At 64.6% G+C, this 21752-nt stretch carries 22 protein-coding genes; 16 read left to right on the forward strand and 6 right to left on the reverse strand.

From position 1 onward, the window contains the following. Together KBY85_RS06055 and fba are read left to right on the forward strand one after the other, a co-directional pair. Positions 1 to 932: Gfo/Idh/MocA family protein (locus tag KBY85_RS06055; RefSeq protein WP_254960612.1), on the forward strand; the 932-nt coding region annotated here is incomplete at its 5' end. A 41-nt stretch (positions 933 to 973) separates the two neighbouring features. Next, positions 974 to 2047: a class II fructose-bisphosphate aldolase gene (fba, locus tag KBY85_RS06060; protein WP_106501579.1), complete on the forward strand. Its 1074-nt coding sequence runs from the start codon at positions 974 to 976 to the stop codon at positions 2045 to 2047. A gap of 47 nt (positions 2048 to 2094) precedes the next feature. Here fba and KBY85_RS06065 read toward each other — a convergent pair whose 3' ends face one another. Beyond that, entirely contained in the window at positions 2095 to 4968 is a 2874-nt protein-coding gene (locus KBY85_RS06065; protein ID WP_254960613.1) for a UPF0182 family protein, read from the reverse strand. 130 nt (positions 4969 to 5098) lie between these two features. Between KBY85_RS06065 and thrC the strand changes: the two genes are divergently transcribed. The 3 genes from thrC (at position 5099) to KBY85_RS06080 (ending at position 7725) form a co-directional block, all read left to right on the forward strand. After that, a complete protein-coding gene (gene thrC, locus KBY85_RS06070; RefSeq protein WP_254960665.1) occupies positions 5099 to 6364 on the forward strand; it encodes a threonine synthase in 1266 nt (421 codons plus the stop codon). Between the two features lie 12 nt (positions 6365 to 6376). Continuing rightward, positions 6377 to 6694, forward strand: coding sequence for a MoaD/ThiS family protein (locus tag KBY85_RS06075; protein ID WP_254960667.1), 318 nt, complete (start codon positions 6377 to 6379; stop codon positions 6692 to 6694). A gap of 62 nt (positions 6695 to 6756) precedes the next feature. After that, the gene (locus tag KBY85_RS06080) at positions 6757 to 7725 is read left to right on the forward strand and encodes a cupin (protein ID WP_254960614.1); all 969 of its coding nucleotides are present in this window, start codon (positions 6757 to 6759) and stop codon (positions 7723 to 7725) included. Here the strand turns inward: KBY85_RS06080 and ftsH are convergent. Continuing rightward, on the reverse strand, positions 7663 to 9495 hold the full coding sequence (gene ftsH / locus KBY85_RS06085) for an ATP-dependent zinc metalloprotease FtsH (protein ID WP_254960615.1): 1833 nt from the start codon (positions 9493 to 9495) through the stop codon (positions 7663 to 7665). The genes KBY85_RS06080 and ftsH overlap by 63 nt on opposite strands. A 118-nt stretch (positions 9496 to 9613) precedes the next feature. On the opposite strand from ftsH, the gene KBY85_RS06090 reads away from it, so the two are divergent. After that, positions 9614 to 9793 (forward strand): 50S ribosomal protein L32, encoded by a 180-nt coding sequence (locus tag KBY85_RS06090; protein WP_106501574.1) that lies wholly within the window; start codon positions 9614 to 9616, stop codon positions 9791 to 9793. A 17-nt stretch (positions 9794 to 9810) separates the two neighbouring features. Here the strand turns inward: KBY85_RS06090 and KBY85_RS06095 are convergent, their stop codons facing one another. The 3 genes from KBY85_RS06095 to KBY85_RS06105 are packed head-to-tail and all read right to left on the reverse strand — an operon-like array spanning position 9811 to position 11725. Continuing rightward, entirely contained in the window at positions 9811 to 10629 is an 819-nt protein-coding gene (locus KBY85_RS06095) for a hypothetical protein (protein WP_254960616.1), read from the reverse strand. Next, a complete protein-coding gene (locus tag KBY85_RS06100) occupies positions 10629 to 10976 on the reverse strand; it encodes a DUF565 domain-containing protein (protein ID WP_254960617.1) in 348 nt (115 codons plus the stop codon). Before KBY85_RS06100 ends, KBY85_RS06095 begins: the two co-directional genes overlap by 1 nt. Continuing rightward, on the reverse strand, positions 10973 to 11725 hold the full coding sequence (locus KBY85_RS06105) for an HAD-IA family hydrolase (protein ID WP_254960618.1): 753 nt from the start codon (positions 11723 to 11725) through the stop codon (positions 10973 to 10975). The genes KBY85_RS06100 and KBY85_RS06105 overlap by 4 nt, the downstream gene beginning before the upstream one ends. Before the next feature lie 97 nt (positions 11726 to 11822). Here KBY85_RS06105 and recJ point away from each other — a divergent pair, with 97 nt between their 5' ends. Together recJ and KBY85_RS06115 are read left to right on the forward strand one after the other, a co-directional pair. Continuing rightward, positions 11823 to 13724, forward strand: a complete 1902-nt coding sequence (recJ, locus tag KBY85_RS06110; protein ID WP_254960619.1) for a single-stranded-DNA-specific exonuclease RecJ — start codon at positions 11823 to 11825, stop codon at positions 13722 to 13724. 1 nt (position 13725) lies between these two features. Continuing rightward, complete coding sequence (locus KBY85_RS06115) at positions 13726 to 15051, forward strand: chloride channel protein (RefSeq protein WP_254960620.1); 1326 nt, start codon at positions 13726 to 13728, stop codon at positions 15049 to 15051. Here KBY85_RS06115 and psb30 read toward each other — a convergent pair. Next, positions 15030 to 15203 carry a photosystem II reaction center protein Ycf12/Psb30 gene (psb30, locus tag KBY85_RS06120; protein ID WP_254960621.1) on the reverse strand — a complete coding sequence of 58 codons (174 nt, stop codon included), beginning with the start codon at positions 15201 to 15203 and terminating at the stop codon, positions 15030 to 15032. The genes KBY85_RS06115 and psb30 overlap by 22 nt on opposite strands. Before the next feature lie 85 nt (positions 15204 to 15288). Between psb30 and KBY85_RS06125 the strand changes: the two genes are divergently transcribed. From KBY85_RS06125 to acsF, 8 genes are all read left to right on the forward strand, one after another. Continuing rightward, the gene (locus KBY85_RS06125) at positions 15289 to 15660 is read left to right on the forward strand and encodes a YkgJ family cysteine cluster protein (protein ID WP_254960622.1); all 372 of its coding nucleotides are present in this window, start codon (positions 15289 to 15291) and stop codon (positions 15658 to 15660) included. Beyond that, positions 15657 to 16007, forward strand: a complete 351-nt coding sequence (locus tag KBY85_RS06130; protein WP_106501568.1) for a TMEM165/GDT1 family protein — start codon at positions 15657 to 15659, stop codon at positions 16005 to 16007. Before KBY85_RS06125 ends, KBY85_RS06130 begins: the two co-directional genes overlap by 4 nt. 15 nt (positions 16008 to 16022) lie before the next feature. Continuing rightward, positions 16023 to 16325, forward strand: a complete 303-nt coding sequence (locus tag KBY85_RS06135) for a TMEM165/GDT1 family protein (RefSeq protein WP_106501567.1) — start codon at positions 16023 to 16025, stop codon at positions 16323 to 16325. Positions 16326 to 16460: 135 nt separating this feature from the next. Next, complete coding sequence (locus KBY85_RS06140) at positions 16461 to 18809, forward strand: RNB domain-containing ribonuclease (RefSeq protein WP_254960623.1); 2349 nt, start codon at positions 16461 to 16463, stop codon at positions 18807 to 18809. A 3-nt stretch (positions 18810 to 18812) separates the two neighbouring features. Next, on the forward strand, positions 18813 to 19496 hold the full coding sequence (locus KBY85_RS06145; protein WP_254960624.1) for a flavin prenyltransferase UbiX: 684 nt from the start codon (positions 18813 to 18815) through the stop codon (positions 19494 to 19496). A 27-nt stretch (positions 19497 to 19523) separates the two neighbouring features. Further along, complete coding sequence (locus KBY85_RS06150; protein WP_254960625.1) at positions 19524 to 20012, forward strand: hypothetical protein; 489 nt, start codon at positions 19524 to 19526, stop codon at positions 20010 to 20012. Positions 20013 to 20071: 59 nt separating this feature from the next. Continuing rightward, a complete protein-coding gene (locus KBY85_RS06155; RefSeq protein WP_254942098.1) occupies positions 20072 to 20488 on the forward strand; it encodes a DUF2996 domain-containing protein in 417 nt (138 codons plus the stop codon). Positions 20489 to 20536: 48 nt separating this feature from the next. After that, the gene (gene acsF / locus KBY85_RS06160) at positions 20537 to 21643 is read left to right on the forward strand and encodes a magnesium-protoporphyrin IX monomethyl ester (oxidative) cyclase (protein ID WP_254960627.1); all 1107 of its coding nucleotides are present in this window, start codon (positions 20537 to 20539) and stop codon (positions 21641 to 21643) included. Positions 21644 to 21752 lie beyond the last annotated feature (109 nt).

A 21752-nucleotide genomic window follows, 5' to 3' on the forward strand; every position in this document is an offset into this window, starting at 1 on the left:
GCGACTTCGATGGGCTGCTGGCCAATCCGGCCGTCGAGGCGATCGTGATCGCCACCCCGCCGGGGCCGCGTTTTGATCTAGCCAGGCGCGCCCTGGAAGCGGGCAAGCACCTGCTGCTGGAGAAGCCAGTTGCCCTCAACGCCGAGCAGATCGAGAGCCTGCAACGGCTGGCCCTGCAGCGGGGGCTAACCGTGGCGGTCGACTTTGAATACCGGGCCGTTCCCCTGTTTCAGCAGCTCGCAGACCTGCTGGCCAGCGGCGTCCTCGGTAAATTGGTGCTGGTGAAATACGACTGGCTGATGGGCAGCCGAGCTGACCCCTCGCGCCCCTGGAGCTGGTATTCCCAGGCAGCCGAAGGTGGCGGGGTGCTGGGAGCGCTGGGCACCCATGCCTTTGACACCCTGCACTGGCTGGTGGGTCCAAGCCACTCCCTTAGTGTCCAATTGAGCACGGCAATTACCCAACGGCCCCTAGCCGATGGCAGTGGTCGCCTGGCCAGGGTGGATGCCGAAGACATCGCCTTGGTGCAGCTGGAGCTGGAAACACCACTGGGGCAGAGGGTGCCGGCCCAGCTCAACCTGGCCTCCGTGGCCCGCAGGGGCCGGGGCTGCTGGCTGGAGCTGTACGGCCGCGACGGCACCGCCGTGCTGGGCTCCGACAACCAAGCCGACTACGTGCATGGCTTTGGGCTGTGGCACTCCCAGGCGGGAGAGCCATTGCGGCCGGTTGAGGCTGATGACCGCTGGAGCTTTGCTCGCACCTGGGCCGATGGCCGGATTGCGCCGGTGCAGCGCATCCACAGCTGGTGGAGTGCGGCGGTGCGCGAGGGCCGACCGATGCTGCCTGGCTTGGGCGAGGCAGTGCTGAGTCAACGCTGCTGCGACTGGGCCCGCCTGGGAGCTGGCCAGAGCACTCCAAGGGGCATCACCTAGAGTCGGCGCCAGTTCAACTCCCGCCCCCGAGAGGTTTTCCCATGGCGCTCGTTCCGCTTCGGCTGCTGCTCGACCATGCCGCTGAGAACGGCTATGGCATCCCTGCCTTCAACGTAAACAACCTGGAGCAGGTGCAGTCGATCATGGAGGCGGCCAGTGAGACCGACTCTCCGGTGATTCTGCAGGCCTCCCGCGGTGCCCGCCAGTACGCCGGTGAAAATTTCCTGCGCCACCTGATCCTGGCCGCAGTCGAAACCTATCCCGACATCCCGGTGGTGATGCACCAGGACCACGGCAACAGCCCTGCCACCTGCTTTGGTGCTGCCGCCAACGGTTTCACCTCGGTGATGATGGATGGCTCGCTAATGGCAGACGCCAAAAGCCCCGCCAGCTACGAGTACAACGTGGCTGTCACCAAAGAGGTGGTCGACGTGGCCCACGCCATCGGCGTGAGTGTGGAAGGCGAGCTGGGTTGCCTGGGTTCCCTGGAAACCGGCATGGGTGAGGCCGAGGACGGCCACGGCTTTGAGGGCAAGCTCGACCACAGCCAGTTACTCACCGACCCCGCCGAGGCGGCCGATTTCGTCGCCAAAACCAAAGTTGACGCCCTGGCAATCGCCATCGGCACCAGCCACGGCGCCTACAAGTTCACCCGCAAACCCACCGGTGAAGTGCTGGCCATCAGCCGCATCGCCGAGATCCACAAAGCGATCCCCAACACCCACTTGGTGATGCACGGCTCCTCCTCGGTTCCCCAGGAGTGGCTGGACATGATCAACAAGTTTGGCGGCGCCATCCCCGAGACCTACGGCGTGCCCGTCGAAGAGATCCAGGAGGGCATCCGCAATGGCGTGCGCAAGGTCAACATCGACACCGATAACCGCCTGGCCTTCACCGCAGCTGTTCGGGAAGCGGCCTTCAAGGATCCCGCCAACTTCGATCCCCGCCACTTCAACAAGCCTGCCCGCCAGTACATGAAGCAGGTTTGCCTGGATCGTTATCAGCAGTTCTGGTGTGCAGGCAACGCCAGCAAGATCAAGCAGCGCGACATCAACTACTACGCTGGCCTCTACGCCAAGGGCGCCCTTGACCCCAAGGCAGCAGTCGCAGCCTGATCTGGCCAGCGATCGGATTCCAGGGGCCCCACACGGGGCCCCCTTTTTTATTGGCTCCGGCCAGCAGTACCGGCCAGGGTCAGTGAGCGGCCAGTTACCACCCCATTCTTGCTGCTCACGAGCTTGGCCAGGGCATCCTGAAGATTGCGCTCCATCACGAAGTTGGTGCCGTCCGTCACCACCACCCGCACCAGCGTGGGCAGGTTGTTGTTCTTGCTCTGCAGGTAGATGGGCTCCACATACAACAGCCCCCGACCCACCGGCAGCACGAGCAGATTGCCGTGGATCACGCTGGAGCCAGCCCGGTTCCAAAGGCCGAACTGATAGCTGATGGCGGGATCCTGCTCGATCAGTGAGGAGATCTGCTGCGGCCCCAGAAGTAGGCGCTGCTGGGGGAAGCGAACCAGCAGCTGCTGGCCGTAGTTGGGGGGATCGTTGCGGACAGCCAACCAACCCACCATGTTGGGACGCTTCAAGGGCGAGAAGGGGAGCAGCAAAACGAATTCCGGCTTGCTTTCTCCCGGCAGCTGCACCGTCACGTGATACGGGCGCACCGGCGTATTCGAGGATCCGTAGATCTCCAGCGGCACCGACCAGACGTCATCTCCGCTGTAGAAGGTGCGCACATCGGTTACGTGGTAACGCAGCAGCCGTTCGGCCTGCACCTGAAACTGGCTTTGAGGCACCTGAATGTGGGCCAGCAGCGACTTCGGCATGGCTGAGAGCGGTCTGAACAGCTCAGGGAACGCTTTCTGCCAGGTGCGCTGGATCGGATCACTGGGATCATTTACATAGAGCCAAACCTTGCCGCTATGGGCGTCAACCACGGCCTTCACCGGATTGCGTAGATAACGGATACCGGAGGGGTTGGCATCGCTATAGGGGTAGCTGCGACTGTTGGTGAAACCATCGAGCAGCCAGTACTGGTGCTGATCGGGGTCGTAGCCGGGGGTGGACGGCACCCTGGCCGTGACGAGGTAAGGCTGGCTCTCGAAGCGCAGAAACGGCGCCAGGGCTGCAAGGCGCTCACTTACCTGGCGGCGGAGCAGCAGCCGCGAATTTGGCTGCAAGGACCCCGTGAACAACAGCCGCGGCTCTGGTAGATAGGCCGCTGCCATCAGACGCTCCAGGGGACCGTAAATGGCCACGCCCCCGGCACCGCCGTAGTGGGAATAGATGTTCAGCTCCCCCTCGGAGTAGTCGAACTCCCGCACCTTGGTGGGGGCAATCACATAGGGCGCCTTGGCCGAGCCGAAATACAGGCGGGGCCGTCCCACAGGCAGAGCCTGGCGCACGGTGGAGTCAGGCAGGCCCAGTTGGGGGATGCCCTGCACCCTGCCGCTCCGCCCCAGGTCCTTGACGAAATACAGCGGCAGCCCGTCGGGACCGAAGGCATTCACAGGACTGACGGTGAAGCCGTAGCCATGGGTGAAAACCAGATGGCGGTTCAACCAGGTGCGGGAGTCCTTAGGTAGGGCTCCCGTATCGAGTTCCCGGGCAGCGATAAACACCATCTGGGAGCCCTGGCGGGCCGGATCGCTGCCCAGGGGATAGCGATCGACGGCCGCGGAGGGAAAGCGGTAGTAGAGGCGTAGCTGTTGGAGTTGGCGGTTGGCCTCCAGCAGGGGCTTGCTGTCCCACAAGCGGATGTTGGCCAGGGTGCCCGGCGCTTGCGCCAGATCGGCGGCGGTGAGGTTTTGGCGGGGCTGGAGGGTAAGCGTCTGAACGGATTCAAGGCCGAACGCCTGCCGCGTGGCCGCAATGGACCGCGCAAGATAGGGGGATTCAAGGACCAACTCCCGCGGCTGCACCAAGAACCTCTGCACCAAGGGAGCCACAATCCACTCGGTGATCGGCACGGCCAGGGCCGTTAACGCCAGAGGAATTAGGGCACCACGACGCAGCCACCCCTTGGGCAGCGGCACCAGCAGCCCCAGGGCCGTGAGTAGGAGCAGCCCGCTGAACAGCAGACGCAGGGGCAGGCGCACATGCAGATCCACAAATCCCGCTCCCGAGGCCACCCCACTGCCCTGCACCATCAGATCGAAGGGCGAGAGAGCATTGCTGAAGGCCGCCATCAGAGCCAGCACCGCAAACTGGGGCTGCAGCACTCGCTGCTGCAGGGAGCTGAGTCCTGGAAAGCGGAGCTCCGAGAGGCTCGTGCCCTCTGTGCAGGTCAGCCAGAGACAGCCAGCCAGGCCAACAACGGCCTGGGCCATCACCACACTGATCAGCAGATGCAACGCCGGCAGCTGCAGCACGGTAAAGCGCAGATCAAATCCCGTAACTGGGTCGACCTCGTGGAAAGGCACCGCCAGGAGAGCAGGCAGCCAGAGGCTCCAACCCCGAGCCAGCGCCGTGGCAGAGCCGGCCAGGGCCGTGGCTAAGCTGATCCGCAGAGTGGTGAGGGGCCAAAGCAGCAACGGCACCAGCAGCCCCGCCGCCAGGGCCACCACGACCAGAGGCCTGAGATCGGCCAACACGGGAATGCCTGTGATCACCTGGCCACTGAAGGGAGCGGCAATAAGGTCCCTGGCCTGCACCATCAGATAGGTGAGTCCTGCCGCCAGCAGCAAAAGCAAGACTCCAAGAACGAGCAGCAGCCGCCTCTGCCCGAGCACGACTAGGGGGGATTTGGGCAGGTCTTTGCTGGCAGCCTGCTGACGCAGACGCCAGCAGCGATTCAGCTGTTGCAGCTGGAGAGGAACACCCAGGCCCATCACAACGGCGAAGCCCAGCAGCTGGAGCAGCCAGCGGCGCATCACCACCATCTCAGCCCCGAACTGGGCAAACCAGAGCCTCTCAATGCCGAGCCTGGCAAACAAGAGCAGCAAGCCGAACAGCAGGGCTAGTGCGGCCAGCCAGCGCAGAGCGCCTAAGAGGCTTTCAGCGGAGAAGCGCGGGGAGGGTGCTGTCACCATCGGAGGCTAAGAAGTGAACCCCCCAGGTCAAGGGGCCCAGAAGGAAGAGTCAATACCCGAGCTCCAAGATCGGGTATTAAGAAGTCCCGGTTCCACCGCTGCTAACTTACTATCAACACTCGGCGTGACTGTGACTGCCACCCTCTCCCGCTCCACCTTCACCGGATTGCGCTGCAAGGAATGCGGCCATCCCTACGAAGCGAGCGCTCGCCACGTCTGCGAAGACGTCTGCTTCGGACCGCTGGAAGTTGTCTACGACTACGAGGCGATCAAAAATCGGGTTAGCCGGGCCACGATCGAGGCGGGGCCCGCTTCTATCTGGCGCTACCGCGAATTCCTGCCGATTGAAGGCGATCCAATTGATGTAGGTACGGGCTTTACGCCACTGCTCAAAGCCGGCAACCTGGCCAAGCGACTCGGCCTCAAGAGCCTCTACATCAAGAACGACGGCGTCAACATGCCGACGCTCTCGTTTAAGGACCGGGTGGTGAGTGTGGCCCTCACCCGCGCCCGGGAGCTGGGCTTCACCACGGTGAGTTGCGCCTCCACTGGCAACCTGGCCAACTCCACCGCCGCAATCGCCGCCCACGCCGGCCTCGACTGCTGCGTGTTCATCCCCAGCGATCTGGAATTGGGCAAGGTGCTGGGCACCTTGATCTACAACCCCACATTGATGGCGGTGCATGGCAACTACGACCAGGTGAATCGCCTCTGCTCCGAGGTGGCAAACACCTTCGGCTGGGGCTTCGTCAACATCAACCTGCGCCCCTATTACTCCGAGGGCTCAAAAACCCTGGGCTACGAGGTGATCGAGCAGCTGGGCTGGCAACTGCCAGACCACATCGTGGCGCCCCTGGCCTCGGGCTCCCTGTTCACCAAGATCCGCAAGGGTTTTGATGAATTTATCAAGGTGGGGCTAGTAGAGGAGAAGCACGTGCGCTTCAGCGGCGCCCAGGCCGAGGGCTGCTCCCCGATCGCCCAGGCTTTCGCGGCAGGCCGGGACTTCATCACGCCGGTGAAGCCCAACACGATCGCCAAATCGATTGCCATCGGCAACCCGGCGGACGGCCCCTACGCCATCGACATCGCCAAGAAGACCAACGGCAGCATCGCCGCCGTCAGCGACCCCGAGATCATCGAGGGCATCAAGCTGCTGGCTGAAACCGAGGGCGTTTTCACCGAAACCGCAGGCGGTACCACCATCGCCGTGCTGAAGAAGCTGGTGGAGCAGGGCAAGATCAATCCTGACGAAACCACCGTGGCTTACATCACCGGCAACGGTCTCAAGACGACTGAGGCGATCGCCTCCTCCATCGGCGAGCCCTACCTGATTGAGGCCCAGCTCGACAGCTTCAAAGCGGCCTGGGCAAAAGCGCAAGCCTCCCACCAGGGGTGATCACCACTAGCACTGATCACCCCAGCCATTCCCCACGCCCCTCCAATCCCCGCCATGGCAGTTCAGGTTCTGATCCCCACCCCCCTGCAGAAGTTCACCAACGACGAGGCCAGCGTGGATCTTGATGCCTCCAGCGTGGATGGCCTGATCGATGCCCTCGAGGGCCGCTATCCGGGGATCAAGGGTCGGTTGTGCGATGAGGCCGGCAAATTGCGCCGCTTCCTCAACGTCTACGTAAACAGTGAGGACATCCGCTTCCTCGACAACCAGGCCACCAGCCTCAGCGACGGCGATGAGGTTTCGATTGTTCCCGCCGTGGCCGGCGGCTGACCGAAGCCTCCGGGCTCGAGCCAACTCTTAATAGTGTTCAGATCCCGCGAGGAGCCAGAGCAATGACCCAGGCCCCGATCCAGTCGATCCCCACTACCGGCTCTGCCCAGTGGCAAGCCAAGGCAGAGCTGTTCGACTACCGCCAGGCTGCCAATCCGGTGCGAGCAGGGCTAACCGAACCTATCCCCCTACGCCAATGGGACCCAGCCCTGCACCAGTCAGGGCCCACGGCGGTTCTGCCTCTCGATCTCAGCAGCGAGCTCGGCTGTAGCGCCCCGGCCACCAGCCCTGGCCTATCGGCCAACTTTTTGCGCATCGAAGCTGGTGAAGGCCTCAAGGCAGCGGCGAACGCCACCAGCTTGCTGTTTTATGTGTTGCAAGGATCGGGCAGCCTCAAGCGTGCTGGCACGCCGCAGCTTGACTGGAGCGCTGGGGATCTTTTTGTATTGCCAGCTGGCGAGCCCCCCCTGCTAACTGCAAAGGCCACCAGCGTTCTTTACTGGGTGCACGACGGCCCCCTGCTCAGCCACCTCGGCGTCAAGGCCAGCACCGCCCGCTTCGAGCCAACCCACTACCCCGCCGCCCTGCTGCAGCGCGAACTAGATCAGCTACTCGCCGATCCCAGCTCTGCACGCAGCAACCGGCTGAGCCTGCTGCTGGCTAACAGCGATCTGCCCCAAAGTCGCACCGTGACCCACACCCTTTGGGCCATGCTCGGAGTGGTGCCTGCTGGCGCCATCCAGCCACCACACCGGCACCAATCGGTGGCTCTTGATCTAATCATCGATTGCGACCCGGGCTGTTACACCCTGGTGGGAACGGAGCTCGATGCCAGCGGCTCCATCGCCAACCCCAGCCGCATCGACTGGCAGTCCGGTGGGGCCTTCATCACACCGCCGGGCTACTGGCACGCCCATGTGAACAGCAGCGAGCGGATGTCCCGGTTGCTGCCGATTCAGGATTCGGGCCTACACACCTACTTGCGCAGCCTCGACATCCGCTTTTCCGGTGGCCTGCAGGGCAACGGCTGAGCCAGCCGGCTGCGGATGGGCCGCCTCATGGCTTGTCACCACCGATCTGAAAGCCTCACCTTCGATGGTTTCATCTCGGATCAGCATTTCGACCAGCTCATCCATTAGGGCGCGGCGTGGCTGCAGCAAGGCCACGGCCTGGTCGAGGGCTGAGCTAGCCAGTTCGCGCACCAGGCCATCGATGCGATTGCCGGTTTCTCGCGAATAGGGCGGCTCGGAACGCAACCAATCGCGGCCGAGGAAAACCTCAGCCCCATCCCCCTCCAAGGCCACCGGGCCAAGACTGGAGAAGCCGTAGCGAGTCACCATCTCCCTGCAGATGCGGGTGACCATATCCAGATCACCACTGGCACCTTGGGTCACCTCAGCGGGACCAAAAACAACCAGCTCGGCTGCACGGCCACCCAAAGCAACCACAAGCCTGGCTTGCAGGTAGGCCTTGCTAATCAACCCGGAGTCGAGGATCTCCTCGTCCGGCATCATTCGGGCAAAGCCGCCAACTCCGCCTGAGCGCGGCAGCAGGGTCACCTTGTCGAGGGGATCGGCCTTCGGCACCAAGGTGGTGAGTAGGGCATGGCCCACCTCGTGATAACCAATTAACCGCTTTTTGGCACTGTCCTGCAGCGGTGCCGCCGTCAGGCCCATGGTGATGCGTTCGAGGGCACCGGCTAGGGCGCCGTCGTCGATCTCGCTCTGGTGATGGCGTGCCGTGAGGATGGCTGCCTCGTTGAGCAGGTTGGCCAGATCGGCCCCAGAAAAACCCGGGGTGCGGCTGGCCCAGGCCGAAAGCGACACCGCCCCAGCCAGGGGGCGGCTACGGGCATGGACCGCAAGGATCGCCTCACGGCCGCGGCGATCTGGCAAGTCAATGGTGATGCGGCGGTCAAAGCGACCGGGCCGCATCAAGGCGCTATCGAGCACATCAGGTCGGTTTGTGGCCGCCAGCAGAATTACTCCGGAGTTGTCCGCGAAACCATCCATCTCGGTGAGGAGCTGGTTGAGGGTCTGCTCCCGCTCATCGTTGCCGCCACCGATACCAGCACCTCGCTGGCGACCGACCGCATCTACTTCGTCGATGAAAATGATGCAGGGCGCTTTGGCTTTGGCCTTGCGAAATAGGTCTCGCACCCGACTGGCACCAACCCCCACGAACATCTCAACGAATTCGGAAGCGGCCATCGAGAAAAACGGCACGCCGGCCTCACCGGCAATGGCTCGGGCCAAAAGGGTTTTGCCAGTGCCTGGTGGCCCCACCAGCAGCACACCCTTGGGGATCTTGGCGCCCACGGCGGTGAAGCGTTCCGGCTCCTTCAAGAAGGTGACCACCTCCTGCAGCTCCTCCTTGGCCTCACCGATTCCGGCCACATCCTCAAATCGCACCGCCACGCCGCCCTCCTCCTGCAACCGGGGCTTACTGCTGCCGAAGCCCATGGCCCGATTGGCCACCTGGGCCGAGCGACGGATCAGGAGAGCAAGTCCAGCCAAAAGCAAAAGCACCAACAAGCCATTAGCCACCAGACCAGCCGTGGCGCCATCAGCCCGGTCGTCGCGCACGTTGAGGGGCACCTTCGCCTGCTCGGCGGTGCGCAAAAGCAGCTGATCGTTACTGAATACCGGCACCGTGGCCTGGCGTCCGTCGTCGAAGCGCACCCGCACTTCCCGCTGCCGCAACGACAACTCCAGATCCTTGACCTTGCCCGCCTGAAGATCCTTCAGCAACTGGCTGTAGGAGGGAGCAGGGTCGCGAGGCGATAGTCCGTTCAACCGCATGGATTGCCCAATTGGAGAAATGCTGTCGCTCACTAGGTTCTGTCTTTGCACTGAGCTTAGCGATTTGACGAAAGGCCAGGCGACAACGGAAGATCTTGGTTTGATGTAGTAGGCCGGAATGGCTGTTCCTAAGAAGAAAACTTCCCAGGGCAAGCGCAATCAGCGCCATGCCACCTGGAAGGGCAAGGCGGCAGTGGCAGCTCAGAAAGCTCTTTCCATAGGCAAGGCAGTGCTGAGCGGCAAGGCCCAAGGCTTCATTTATCCGGTAGATGAGGAAGGCGACGACGGCGAAAGCTGATCGTCCCGAATAATCAATTAGGTCTCTGAGCTAACGCAGCAGCTGCCACCAATCCAGCGGCGGCGGCTGTCCAGCACTGCGTAACCACTGGCTAGCTCAAGCAGGGGATCCTGATAAAGGGATGGGGGCAGGGAACAAAGGCTGGCGCGCACCACGCGATCCAGCTCAGTCGCTGGCAACCAGGCTTCGCCTCGGCGGCGCTGTTTTGCTTCCGCCTGCAGGCGCCAACGTCGCGGTGATTGCCAGCTTTGGGGACGCAGCAGCCATAGCTGGGCCCAGCGCTGCCAAAGCGGCTGATAGGCCTCAAGAGCTTGGTCCCAGTGGGGCAGCCAGGCGAGTTCCTCGGCATTCAGCCCGGCAGGGGGCTCAATAGTGGCAAGGGCTTCCCTGCCCAGGGAGCGGCAACCGAGTAGCCAGCCCTCCAACAGCAACACCTCCGCTTCCACCAGCTCCTCAGCAGAGCGGTCACCCAGTCCACCCCGCAGGGTCTTGTCAAAGCGAGGCAGCCGCAGGGCTCCGCCGGCCTGCCAGACGTCGAGACAATCCAGCGCCAGGGCCACGTCATGACAGCCCGGCGGCAGCCGGGATACGCCAAAAGGGTTGCCTTCAAGCGCTCGTTGCCGCTGCTCCCAGGGCAGGTAAAAGTCGTCGATTGAGGCCACTGCCAGCCCCAGCCCCAGGCCGGCGGCCCGTTGCTGCAGCACTCGAGCCATGGTGGATTTACCAGCTCCCACCGGCCCATTGAGGGCCAGCACCGCGCGCTGGCCACTGCGGCCCAGCAGCTGCAACTGGGCCAGCAGGGGTTGCACAAATCTCCGCTCTAGCTGGGAATCCATCAGGTGCCGAGCTTGAAGGCCTCAATAACCACTGCGTACACCATGCCAATGCGCAGGTTGTCGACCAGCACCCAGCCGAGTCCGGGCGTGGCTCGAACCAAACGGCCGCGCACGCGCACGACCAGCTCCACCAGCAACACCATTGTGAGCACCGCCATCGGGCGCCCACCGGGAATATGCAGCAGCACGTATGCCGTGAGATTGCTGCCGGCGTAGAAGCCCAGCAGCAGGGCCAAAACCACGCTGCTGCGCAGGCGCCAATTGCCTCGCAGATTGCCCAGCAGCTGGGCTACTAGCCGCTCGATAGCCCGATTGAAGCGGGTGAGCTGCAGGTTCGAACGCGTCACGTGGGCGAATCCTCCAGCAAGGCCTGGACATAGGAGAGCGTGATCTGCCCGCCCTGACAAGCGGGCCCCCGCAGCACGGCCGCCCCGGCGCCCAACTGATCCACCACCGCCCGCGCCCGCGCAAAGCGCTGCGGCGGTTCCGCACTGCCGTAGTGACTAAGGGTGAGCAGGCAGGCCAGTCCGGCGCTAGCGGCAGCCGCAAGACCATTGCCGGAATCTTCCAGGGCCAGCGCCGTGCTGGCGGGGTAGCCCAGCTGTTGCAGGGCCAGCCGGTAGGCCTCCGGATCGGGCTTCTTGCGGGCCACATCTTCGCCGCACACCCAGAAGGCGAAGTGCTGGCAGAGCCCCCCCAGCAGGTGCTCCGCCAGCGCCGCCACCGCGGCGCGACCGCTGGTGGTCACGATCACCTGGCTCAGGCCAGCCGAGCCAGCAGCAGCGATCAGCTCAGCCACCCCGGGGCGCAGCCGCAGCTCGCCGGCGGCCACCAGAGCTCCGTAATGGTCTTGCTTGCGGGCCTGCAGCTCAGCGACCATCTCTGGCGGTGGCGGCTCGCCCAGCAGCTCCGTGAGAGCAAAAGTGATCCGCTCCCCGCCACCGCTGATGGCCAGCAGCTCGCCATAGCAGGCGGCATCCCAATGCAAGGGCACGCCAACGTCGGCAAAGGCGCGGTTAAAGGCCAAGCGATGGCCATCCCGCTCGGTCTCCGCCATGGTGCCGTCGACATCCCAGAGCAGGGCTTGCAGGGCCATCAGCTGCTCGCACCAGGGCTCATCAGGCTAGGGCTCATCGCTTCTGGGGGATGCGGCCTAGAGGCAGGTCCCGCACAATGACTTGGTACCGGTTGTTATGTCGTTGCTGCCTGCCCTCCACGAGCAACGCTGGCACCTGCCCGCTCCATTGGCGCCTGGCGCCCTGCAGGCGGCCCCGGCCAGCGATCCCCTGCCCGAACCGCTGCTGGCGCTGCTCAGCCGCCGCGGCTTCACCAGCCCGGAGGCAATCGCCGCCCTGCTGGATCCGGAGGCAGCACCGGCGGCCGGGCGCCACTTCCCCGACCTGGCCAAGGCCGTCGCGCGGCTGAAGCGCGCCTGCAGCCAGGGGGAAGCGGTGGCGATCTGCGGCGACTATGACGCCGACGGGATGACCAGCACGGCCTTGCTGGTGGGGGTGCTGCAGCGCCTTGGCGCCAGGCCGATCGCGGCGATCCCCAGCCGCATGGATGACGGCTACGGCCTCAACGCCGCCATGGTGGAGAAGCTGGCGGAGCAGGGGGTCGCCCTGCTGGTGACCGTCGACAACGGGGTGTCTGCCCTTGAGGCACTGGAGCGGGCCAAAGCCCTTGGCGTCGAGGCGATCCTCACCGACCACCACACGATTCCCGATCCGCTGCCACCGCACCTGGCCCTGCTGCATCCCCAGCGCACCCCGCCCGGATCCCCCTATCGGGGCCTGGCGGGGGTGGGGCTGGCCTATGTGCTGGCGGCGGCGCTCTGCCAAAGCCTGCGGCACACCGACGGCCAGCAGATTGCTCTCAATCTGTTTTGTATCGGCACGATCGCCGACATGGCTCCGCTCGTGGGGGTAAACCGGCGCTGGCTGATCGACGGCCTGCCCGAGCTGAGCCGCAGCCCCCTGGTGGGGCTCCAGGCCCTGCAACAGCTAGCGGGCCTCGACGAGACGCCCCTCGATGCCCAGGCGGTGGGCTTCCAGATCGCGCCGCGGATCAACGCCGTCGGCCGACTTGGGGATCCCCAGCTGGTGGTGGAGTTGCTCACCACCGAAGATCCAAGCCGGGCCCTGGCCCTGGCCCGCGATTGCGAGGCGCTCAACCGCCAACGCCGCGACCTCTGCACCGCCATCGAAGCCGAGGCCCTGGCCCTGCTCGAGGCCGATGGTCCCCAGTGCCCGGCCTTCCTGCTGCTGGCCCAGAACCACTGGCACCACGGCGTGATCGGCATCGTGGCCGCCCGGCTGGTGGAGCGCTTCGGTCTGCCCGCCGCCCTGCTCGCTGGCGAGGGCAACGGCCGCCTGCGGGCCTCGGTGCGGGCTCCCCGGGGCTTTGCGGTGGACGGGGCCCTGCAGCAGTGCGCATCCCTGCTGGAGCGCTTCGGCGGCCACCCCGCCGCCGGGGGCTTCACCGTGCGCGCCGAGCAGGTGGCCGCCCTGCACGAGCAGCTCAACCAACTGGCCCAAACCTGGCTGCAGCAGGCAGGCCATGGCACCCCGGTAGAACCGGAAGCCCTGCTCAGCTTCGAGCAGATCAACCGCAGCTTTTACCGCCAGCTGCAACGGCTCGAGCCCTTCGGCATCGGCCACCCCCAGCCCGTATTCTGGAGCCAGGGCTGCCAGGTGGCGACCCAGAAGCTGTTGCGCGGCGGCCACCTGCAACTGGAGCTGCGCCAGGGCGAGGCGAGCCTGCGCGCCATGGGCTGGCGCTGGCAGGGTGAAACCAACCTGCCGGCCTTGCTGGATGTGGCCTACCGCCTGCGGCTGGACTCCTGGCAGGGGGAGGAGCGGCTACAGCTGGAGCTGGTGGGCTTGCGAGCCAGCGCTGGTGGAGCCGTTGATGGTGGTGAGGTGGTGTTGCAGCACCACAACCGCACCTACTGGTGTCGCCGCGAGGGGGCTGGGCTGGTGGTGCGCAATGCGGCCGGCGACGAACTCACAAGCGCCGAGGGCGCCAGCCACGACCACCCCTACGTAAGAGGCCTGATGCAGGATGCGGCCCTGGCCCTGGGCCTGGTCGCCTGAGATGTCCTTACCCCTAAACCGCGGCCAGCTCCACTTCCTGTTGCAGCTCCTGCTTTTAGGGCTGCTGGTGGGCTTGGCTTGCTGGCCCCTGAATCTGGTGGATCACGCCCAGGAGCTGCTGCTGCAGCGCTTGCCCAACTTTGCCGGCGGGGCCTGGACGCTGCAGGGCCTGGCGATAGCCCTGGCGCCGGTGCTGGTGATGCCAGCGCTGCTTTGGCTTCAGGCCGGCCCCTGGGGCCGGGGTGCGGGCTCGGGCATACCCCAAACAATCGAGAGCCTCGAGAATCCCGAGCAGGCCGCTGCCTTGATGGCACCCTTCGCCACCGTGGCGCGGCTCTGCATCTGGTCGGCGGCCAGCCTGGCCCTGATGCCCCTCGGCCGCGAGGGCCCCGTGGTGCAGTTGGGAGCGGCAGTGGCCCACGGCCTGCGGCAACGCTTCCCCCGCTTGCTGGCCAAACTCAGCACCCAGAGCCTGATGGCAATCGGCGCCGGCGCCGGCCTAGCGGGGGGCTTTAACAGCCCGCTAATGGGAGCTGTGTTTGTGGTGGAAGAACTCACCGGACGCTTCCAAACAGCCGTGCTGTGGCCGGCAGTGGTGGTCTGCTCAGCAGCAGCCCTGGTGAGCAATCTCGCTGGCACACCCCTTTTCACCCTGGGCATGGTTCAGACCACCCAGCCGGAATGGCAGCAACTGCTATGGGCCCTGCCCGTCGGGGTGGGTGGCGGCCTGCTGGGCGGCCTATTCAGCCGCATCCTCTGGCAGAGCTCGGCCCTGCTGCGCCAGCGAGTACGGCAGCGGCCCCTGGCCTGGGGGCTGGGGCTGGGATTGGCCCTTGGCCTGATCGCCTTGGCCAGCGGTGGCTGGAGCGGTGGTGATGGCGAAGCCCTGATGGCTCAGCTGCTTGAAGGTCGCGGCAGCTTGCCGGTGCCAGGCTCGCCCCTCAGCGTGATCGGCTGGCTGCTGGTGGTGGCAGCCCGATTGGTGGCACCGATTTTGGCCTTGGCAGCGGGAATACCCGGGGGCCTGATTGATCCAGCCTTCGCCATTGGGGCCCTGTTTGGCAGCGGCAGCCTGGAGCTGCTTGGGGACAGCCGCGAGCTTGGCTTGGCCCTAGGTATGGCGGCAGCCCTAGCCGGGGCTACCCAGTTGCCCCTGATGACGGTGCTGTTTGCCCTGCGCATGGCAGGGGATCAGCAGTGGCTCTTCGGCATCCTGCTGAGCGCCGTGGTGGGTGCCTATGTGGGCCGCCAGATCCAGCCTGAGCCGATTTATCACGCCCTCTGGAACCTCGGCCGAAGTGGCGATCAGAGTGCGCCGCGGCGGTAGAAGAGCACGAAGATCACGGCAGGACCAGCCAGGGTGATCAGCGCCAGGGCGGCAAAATTGGCGATCAGGTGGAAGTCGATACCCATGGAGATTGCTGCCGTAGAGCAGTAGTCGCTGTGGGCACAGGTTAGGGGTCGATCCCAGCGGCCCATGCCTGCCGGCAGGCTCTGTGACGGCTTGTCACAGCGGCAGTAGAGCCTTGAGCTGTGGCTGAATGGAGTTAATCGCTGCAGGGGGATGGCCAGGGACGATCGGGCCCATTGGGGATGCATCACCGGCTGCGGAGCCTGCTGCCGGCTGGATCCCAGTCTGCGTCAGGAAGCAATCGAGGCGCTTAGCCCAGAGCAGCAGGAGCAGTATCTGGCCATGGTTGGCCCCGATGGCTGGTGCATCAACTTCAACACCGGCGCGCGTAGTTGCCGCATCTATGCGGACCGACCTGACTTTTGCAACGTGGCCAACCTGGTGCAGCTGTTTGGCACGGTTGACGATCCAGGCGCCGGCGACCGCCTGGCTATTGGCTGCTGCCTGCAGCAGATCCGCAGTGAATACGGAGGCCGTGGCAGGGTAATGAAACGCTTTAGGCGTGCCATACGGAAGCGTTTATGAGCAGCGAACCCGATCCAAGCGCCAACCGGGCAGGCAGTTGGGGTGCCGCCTTCCTGACCACCTTCACCACGGTCTTCCTGGCTGAGCTTGGGGACAAGACCCAGCTCGCCGCCCTCCTGCTCTCTGCCCAATCAGGCAGGCCAGTTGTCGTGTTTGTTGGCGCCTCCCTGGCCCTGATTAGCTCCAGCCTGGTAGGGGTGTTACTTGGCCGCTGGCTGGCCAAGGTGATGCCGCCACAGCAGTTGGAGCGCCTGGCGGGAATCCTGATGGTGGCCCTGGGCCTGTGGCTGGGCCGGCAAGCCGTACTGGGCCTGGTTCCCAGCCCCTCCGACCTTCCCCTCTCCTAACCGCAGCGCTACGCCATGCCCTTCGCCCTGCTCGCTTCCACCTTCGCCACAGTGTTTTTGGCTGAGCTGGGAGACAAAACCCAGCTGGCCATCGTGACCATCAGTGGCACCTCAACCCGCCCTGGAGCGGTGTTTGCCGGCAGTTCCGCTGCCCTGGTGCTGGCCAGCCTGCTGGGCGCAGCCGCCGGCGGCTCCCTATCCGCCGTGATCCCCACCAATGCCCTGCAGCTGGCAGCCTCGGTTGGCTTTCTGGTGATCGGCGCACGCCTGATCCAGCGATCGAGCAGCCCGGAAGCCGAAGAATCGTCAGCTGACTAATATCAGTCCATGAAGGCCTTGGCGGCCGTGGGCATCGCTCCGAGTCCAGTCCGCCATCAACCGGCTTCAGTCCAGCCACCGCCCCTGCACCCCGGGTTCTCCGGGGCGGCCCCCTGCCAACCAGCCCTCCCATCGATGAAGTTCACGGTCGCCGACCTGCTCGACCAGCTGCCCGCCCAGGAAGCCCTGCCGCTGACAAAGCTGGAAAAAGCCCTGGGCATCAGCCAAAAAGCTGAAAAGCAGCAGCTTCAGATCGGCCTCGACGGGCTCAGCCGCCTTGGCCTGCTCGAGGTCAGTGAGGCCGGCGTCGCCCGCCGCGAAGACCCTGAACTGATCGCCGCACGGCTGCGTTGCTCCAGCAAAGGCTTTTGCTTTGCCCTGCGCGAAGACGGCGGCGAAGACATCTACATCCGCGATCACCAGCTCAACCACGCCTGGAATGGCGACCGAGTGCTGGTGAAGGTGACCCGCGAAGGCGGCCGTCGCCGCTCACCCGAAGGCGGGGTGCAGTGCGTTCTTGAGCGCCACACCACCTCGCTGCTGGCCAAGGTCGAGCAGCAGGATGAGCGACTGGTGGCCACCCCCCTAGACGACCGCCTGCTAACGGCGGTGGAGCTGCCAGCTGGCGACGCCGCCCATCTCGATTGCGAACAGGCATCGGTGGTGGAAGTGCTGGTGGACCGCTATCCGGTGGGGCAATTTGCCCCTCAGGGTCACGTGGCGCGCAGCCTGCCTGTAAACGGGGGGGAAGAAGCCGACCTCGACCTGCTGCTGACCAAGCACCGGCTCCACAGCCGCCCCCAGCCACCCCGGGCAACCCTCAAAACCCTGGCCGCCAAGGAGCGCATCGACCTCACCGCCCAAGCCACCCTGCTGCTTGAACCATGGAGCGGCAAGGAAGCCCCCGCTCTGCCAGCCCTGAGCATTGAGGAGCGCGACGGCGGCTGGACCCTGTGGGTGCACACCCCGGCCATCGCTGAGCGCTTCAGCGCCGGCAGCACCCTGGACACCTGGCTTCGTAACCAGGCTGACGCTTACTGCACCGGAAACCAGTGGCTACCGCTGCTGAGTCCAGCCCTGGCCAAGGCCAGTTCCTTCAAGGTCGGAGAGGTGCAGGAAGCCCTGTCGGTGGCCCTGGAGCTGGGCGCTGACGGCAGCCTTGAGCACTACCGCTTTAGCCGCAGCCAGATCAATCCCGTGGCGGCAGTCGGTTTGGAAGCACTAAACGCCCTGGCGGAGCGCAAACCCAAGAGCCGCACCGTGCCAGCGGCGCTCAAGGGGCTGAAGGAGCAGCTGGGCCTGCTGGAGCAGCTCATCGCTGTCACTTGCCTCCTGCGCCAAAGGCGGCAAGCGGCAGGATCCCTCGACCTCAACCTGCCCCTGCCCGCCATCGACAGCCTGGGAGATCTGGCTGTGCCCGGCCCCGACAGCGCCCTAGCTGGCTGGCTTGTGAGCCTGGAGCCCCACCATCCCCTGGCCCTGATGCGCGAAGCGGTGCTGCTAGCCGATCAGGCCCTAGGCCAGCACCTGGCAACGTTGGAACTGCCGGCGATATATGCCACCAATGCCCTGGCGGACCCCAGCGACCTCAACGACGTTGCCCGGGCTGCTCTGGCCCTCGACATCCCGCTGGAGCTGAGCGAAGAGGGCAATGCCAGTGCGGCTGAATTGGCCGCCGCCTTCGCTGGCACCGACCGCAGCCGGGCCCTGCAGCAGCAACTGCAGGCCATCCTCAAACCGATCCAGCTCAGCACCAGCCCCGGACCCCATGCCCTGGCCGGCCTGCTGGAAGAGGGGGCAGCCCTAGCCCCCTGGTGCTGCCCAACCCTGCACTACGCCGACCTCTGGAACCAGCAACTGCTGGTGCTGCTGCTCACCGAGGGCAAGGACCGCCCCAGTGTGCGCCACAAAACCACCGTCGATCTGGCATCGGATGCCTGCCACGGCGCCATCGACTGGCCGCTGCTGGCCCCTAGCCAGCTCACTCCCTACCTGGAAGTTCAGGAGCATGGGCTGGTGCAGCGTCTCAATGGCCGGCGCCGCTTTTTATCTGAACTGCAGGCCGACCTGCTGGCCATGCTCCAGGCCCGCCAGGCCGAGCCCTTAGTGGGGCAGGTGCTTCCTGGGGTAATCAGCGGTGTGCAGAGCTACGGCTTCTTCGTGGAGGTGCCCCCTTCCCAGGTGGAAGGCCTGGTGCACGTCAGCTCCCTCAAGGACGACTGGTACGAGTACCGCTCCCGCCAAAACCGCCTGGTGGGACGCAAAAACCGTCGCACCTACATGCTCGGTGACCAGGTGCAGGTGGAGATCCAGAAGGTGGATGCCCTGCGCCACCAGATCGATCTGGCCGTGGTGTTGCCCGATGGCTACGAGAGCGATACGGCCGACTCCTATCCCCAAAACCAGGACCAAAACCAGGACCAAAACCAGGACCACGACGACATCGACCCCTTCGCGCCCATCGCGGTACTGAGCGAGGTCTGAGCCATGGTTCGGCCATCCGGAACCAGCTCCGGAACGGGGCCGGTGGTGCTGGCCGTTTCTGGCGCCTCGGCCCAGCCCCTCGCCCAGCGGGCCCTGCAATTGCTGCTGGAGGCGGGAGAAGCGGTGGAGCTGGTCACCTCTCGCGGAGCCATTGGCGTCTGGCAGGCCGAACTGGGACTGAGGGTGCCCTCAGAACCTGATGCCCAGGAAGCCTTTTGGCGGGAACGCACCGCTGTAAGCACCGGGCAGCTGCGCTGCCACCGCTGGAACGACCAGGCCGCTGGCATTGCCAGTGGCAGCTTCAAAACCCGCGGCATGGTGATCCTGCCGGCCTCCATGGGAACCGTGGGGCGCATCGCTTCGGGGGTAGCCCTGGATCTGGTGGAGAGGGCCGCCGATGTTCACCTCAAAGAGGGGCGCCCCCTTGTGATCTGCCCGAGGGAAACCCCCTGGAGCCTGGTGCACCTCCGCAACCTCACGGCCTTGGCCGAGGCTGGTGCCCGCATCGCCCCGCCGGTGCCTGCCTGGTATCACCAACCCCAATCGATCGAAGACATGGTGGATTTTCTGGTGATCCGCGTCTTTGACGTGCTCGGCTACGAGCTTGGCAACCTGCGCCGTTGGCAGGGGCCGCCGCACCAGCCAGGATCCCAAGGGGCACCAGCCGCCGGGACGACTTCCCTCTAGGCCGCCCTCCTCACCCCAGTCGATCCTTTGGCCCTGCTGCAACGCCTGCTGCTGCTCCCCCTGCTGGCTCCCCTGCTGCTGGTGCTGCTGGTAGGCGCCCTAAACCCCCGACCCAATGCGGCCCTGCGCCTGCTGGTTTGGACCAGCCCGGCCCTGCCAATCGGAGCCTGGATAGCCCTGGCCGCCAGCGCGGGAGCCGGGCTGAGCGCCGCCGGTGCCGCCCTAGCCCTGCGCACTGGGCCGCTCACCCTGCGCCGTCAAGTTGGCCGCGGCGCCAGTGCCCCCGAGGAGAACTGGAGGCAGCCGCAGCAGCAAAACCAAAGCGAGCCAGCAAGGCCAGCCCCTCGAGCCGCCGCCGGGCCGCCGAGACCCCCTGGCGAACCAGCCCCAACCGTTGCCGTGCCATTCCGGGTGATTCGCAAAGGCAGCAATCCAGCTTCAGCAGGCGAACCGGTTGTGACCCAGGCCGCTGCCGTGGGTGATGGCTGGGACAGCCCCAGCAGTGACGACTGGTGAGCTAACTGCCTAGCAACCTGCGTAAAGTCCAAGGACGATGCCGAAAGGGGCCTGCAACGGTGAGCGAATCCGCCCAGCCAGCTGCCAAAGATCAGCCCGCAAAGGCCAAACCGCCTGCAGTGGAAGACCAGCCGTTTGAGATCTTTGTGCCCCAGCTACTGATCCCGGCCCTGGCCAAAGAGATCCAGGGCTACGGAGGAGCTGCTGCCGAACTGGCCTTTGTGCAAGGAGCCATGCCCGTGGTGGGGTCGGAGTGCTGGATGGTTCAAGGGGAGCTGCCGGGTCGGCGTCGCTTCTGGCTGTGCTTCACCAAACCAGATATCAGTTCAGCCAAAACGGTGGCTTTGGCAGAGGCAGGCGGCCAGCCAAGCCTGCTGGAGTCGTTTCTGATCGACGAGAAGAAGATGAGCCTGGCGCTGCTGGTATCGCGGCTGGTGCAGCGGCTCAACGGTCAGAAATGGCTCGGCCCGAACTGACGGCCACGCCCTCTACGATGCAAGAACTGCCGTAAGCCGCAAGCCTCGATGGTGCCTCCAGCCTCAACTGCCAGCGCTACCGCCAGCCCCAGTCAAGCCTCTGTGGGCTCGCCCGGTGCACCAGCCGTCAAAGATCCGGCCAAGGACACGATCCTTACGCCCCGCTTCTACACCACAGATTTCGACGCCATGGCGGCGATGGATCTGCGGCCAAATGAGGTGGAGCTTGAGGCCATATGCGAGGAGTTCCGCAAGGACTACAACCGCCACCACTTCGTGCGCAACGGCGAGTTTGAGGGGGCAGCCGAGAAGCTAGATCCTGATACCCGCAGGGTTTTCGTTGAGTTTCTTGAGCAGAGCTGCACCTCTGAATTTTCTGGCTTCCTGCTCTACAAGGAGCTCAGCCGCCGCATCAAAACCAAAAATCCGCTGCTTGCCGAGTGCTTTGCCCACATGGCGCGCGACGAGGCCCGTCATGCTGGCTTCCTCAATAAAGCCATGGGAGATTTTGGGCTGCAACTCGACTTGGGCTTCTTGACCGCCAGCAAGTCGTATACCTTCTTCAAGCCTAAATTCATCTTCTACGCCACCTACTTGAGCGAGAAGATTGGCTACTGGCGCTACATCGCCATCTATCGCCACCTAGAGCAAAATCCAGAAAGCAAGATCTTCCCGATCTTTAACTTCTTCGAGAATTGGTGCCAAGACGAGAACCGCCATGGCGATTTCTTTGATGCCTTGATGAAGGCTCAGCCAGACACCGTGCGGGGCTTCACCGCCAGGCTTTGGTGCCGCTTCTTCCTGCTGGCAGTGTTTGCCACCATGTACGTCCGAGATGTTGCTCGAAAAGAATTCTACGAAGCCCTGGGCCTCGATGCTCGCGAATACGACAAGGTCGTGATTGCTAAAACCAACGAGACTTCCGCCAGAGTGTTCCCCGTGGTGCTGAATGTTGACCATCCCAAGTTCTACACCCGCCTAGAGCGTCTGGTTAGCAACAACGCCAAGCTCAGCGAGGCCGACGTAAGCAGCGCTCCTGGAGCAATAAAAGTTTTGCGCAAACTGCCTTATTGGATCGCCAATGGCGCAGAAATGGCCAAGCTTTATTTCACCCCTGCCATCCGCAGCGAGCAATTCCAGCCCTCAGTTCGCTGAGCAAGTGCGCTGATTTTTTCTTGATGCGCTGACCATTCTGATATGCCTGCCAGCCTTTGCCTGGCCTGCAGTTACATCATTCCTTCGCTGAGTTCTTTTGGTTGCCTCC

Origin of the sequence: Cyanobium sp. BA5m-10 (assembly GCF_024346255.1) — a bacterium.
Taxonomy (GTDB): Bacteria; Cyanobacteriota; Cyanobacteriia; order PCC-6307; family Cyanobiaceae; genus Cyanobium_A; species Cyanobium_A usitatum.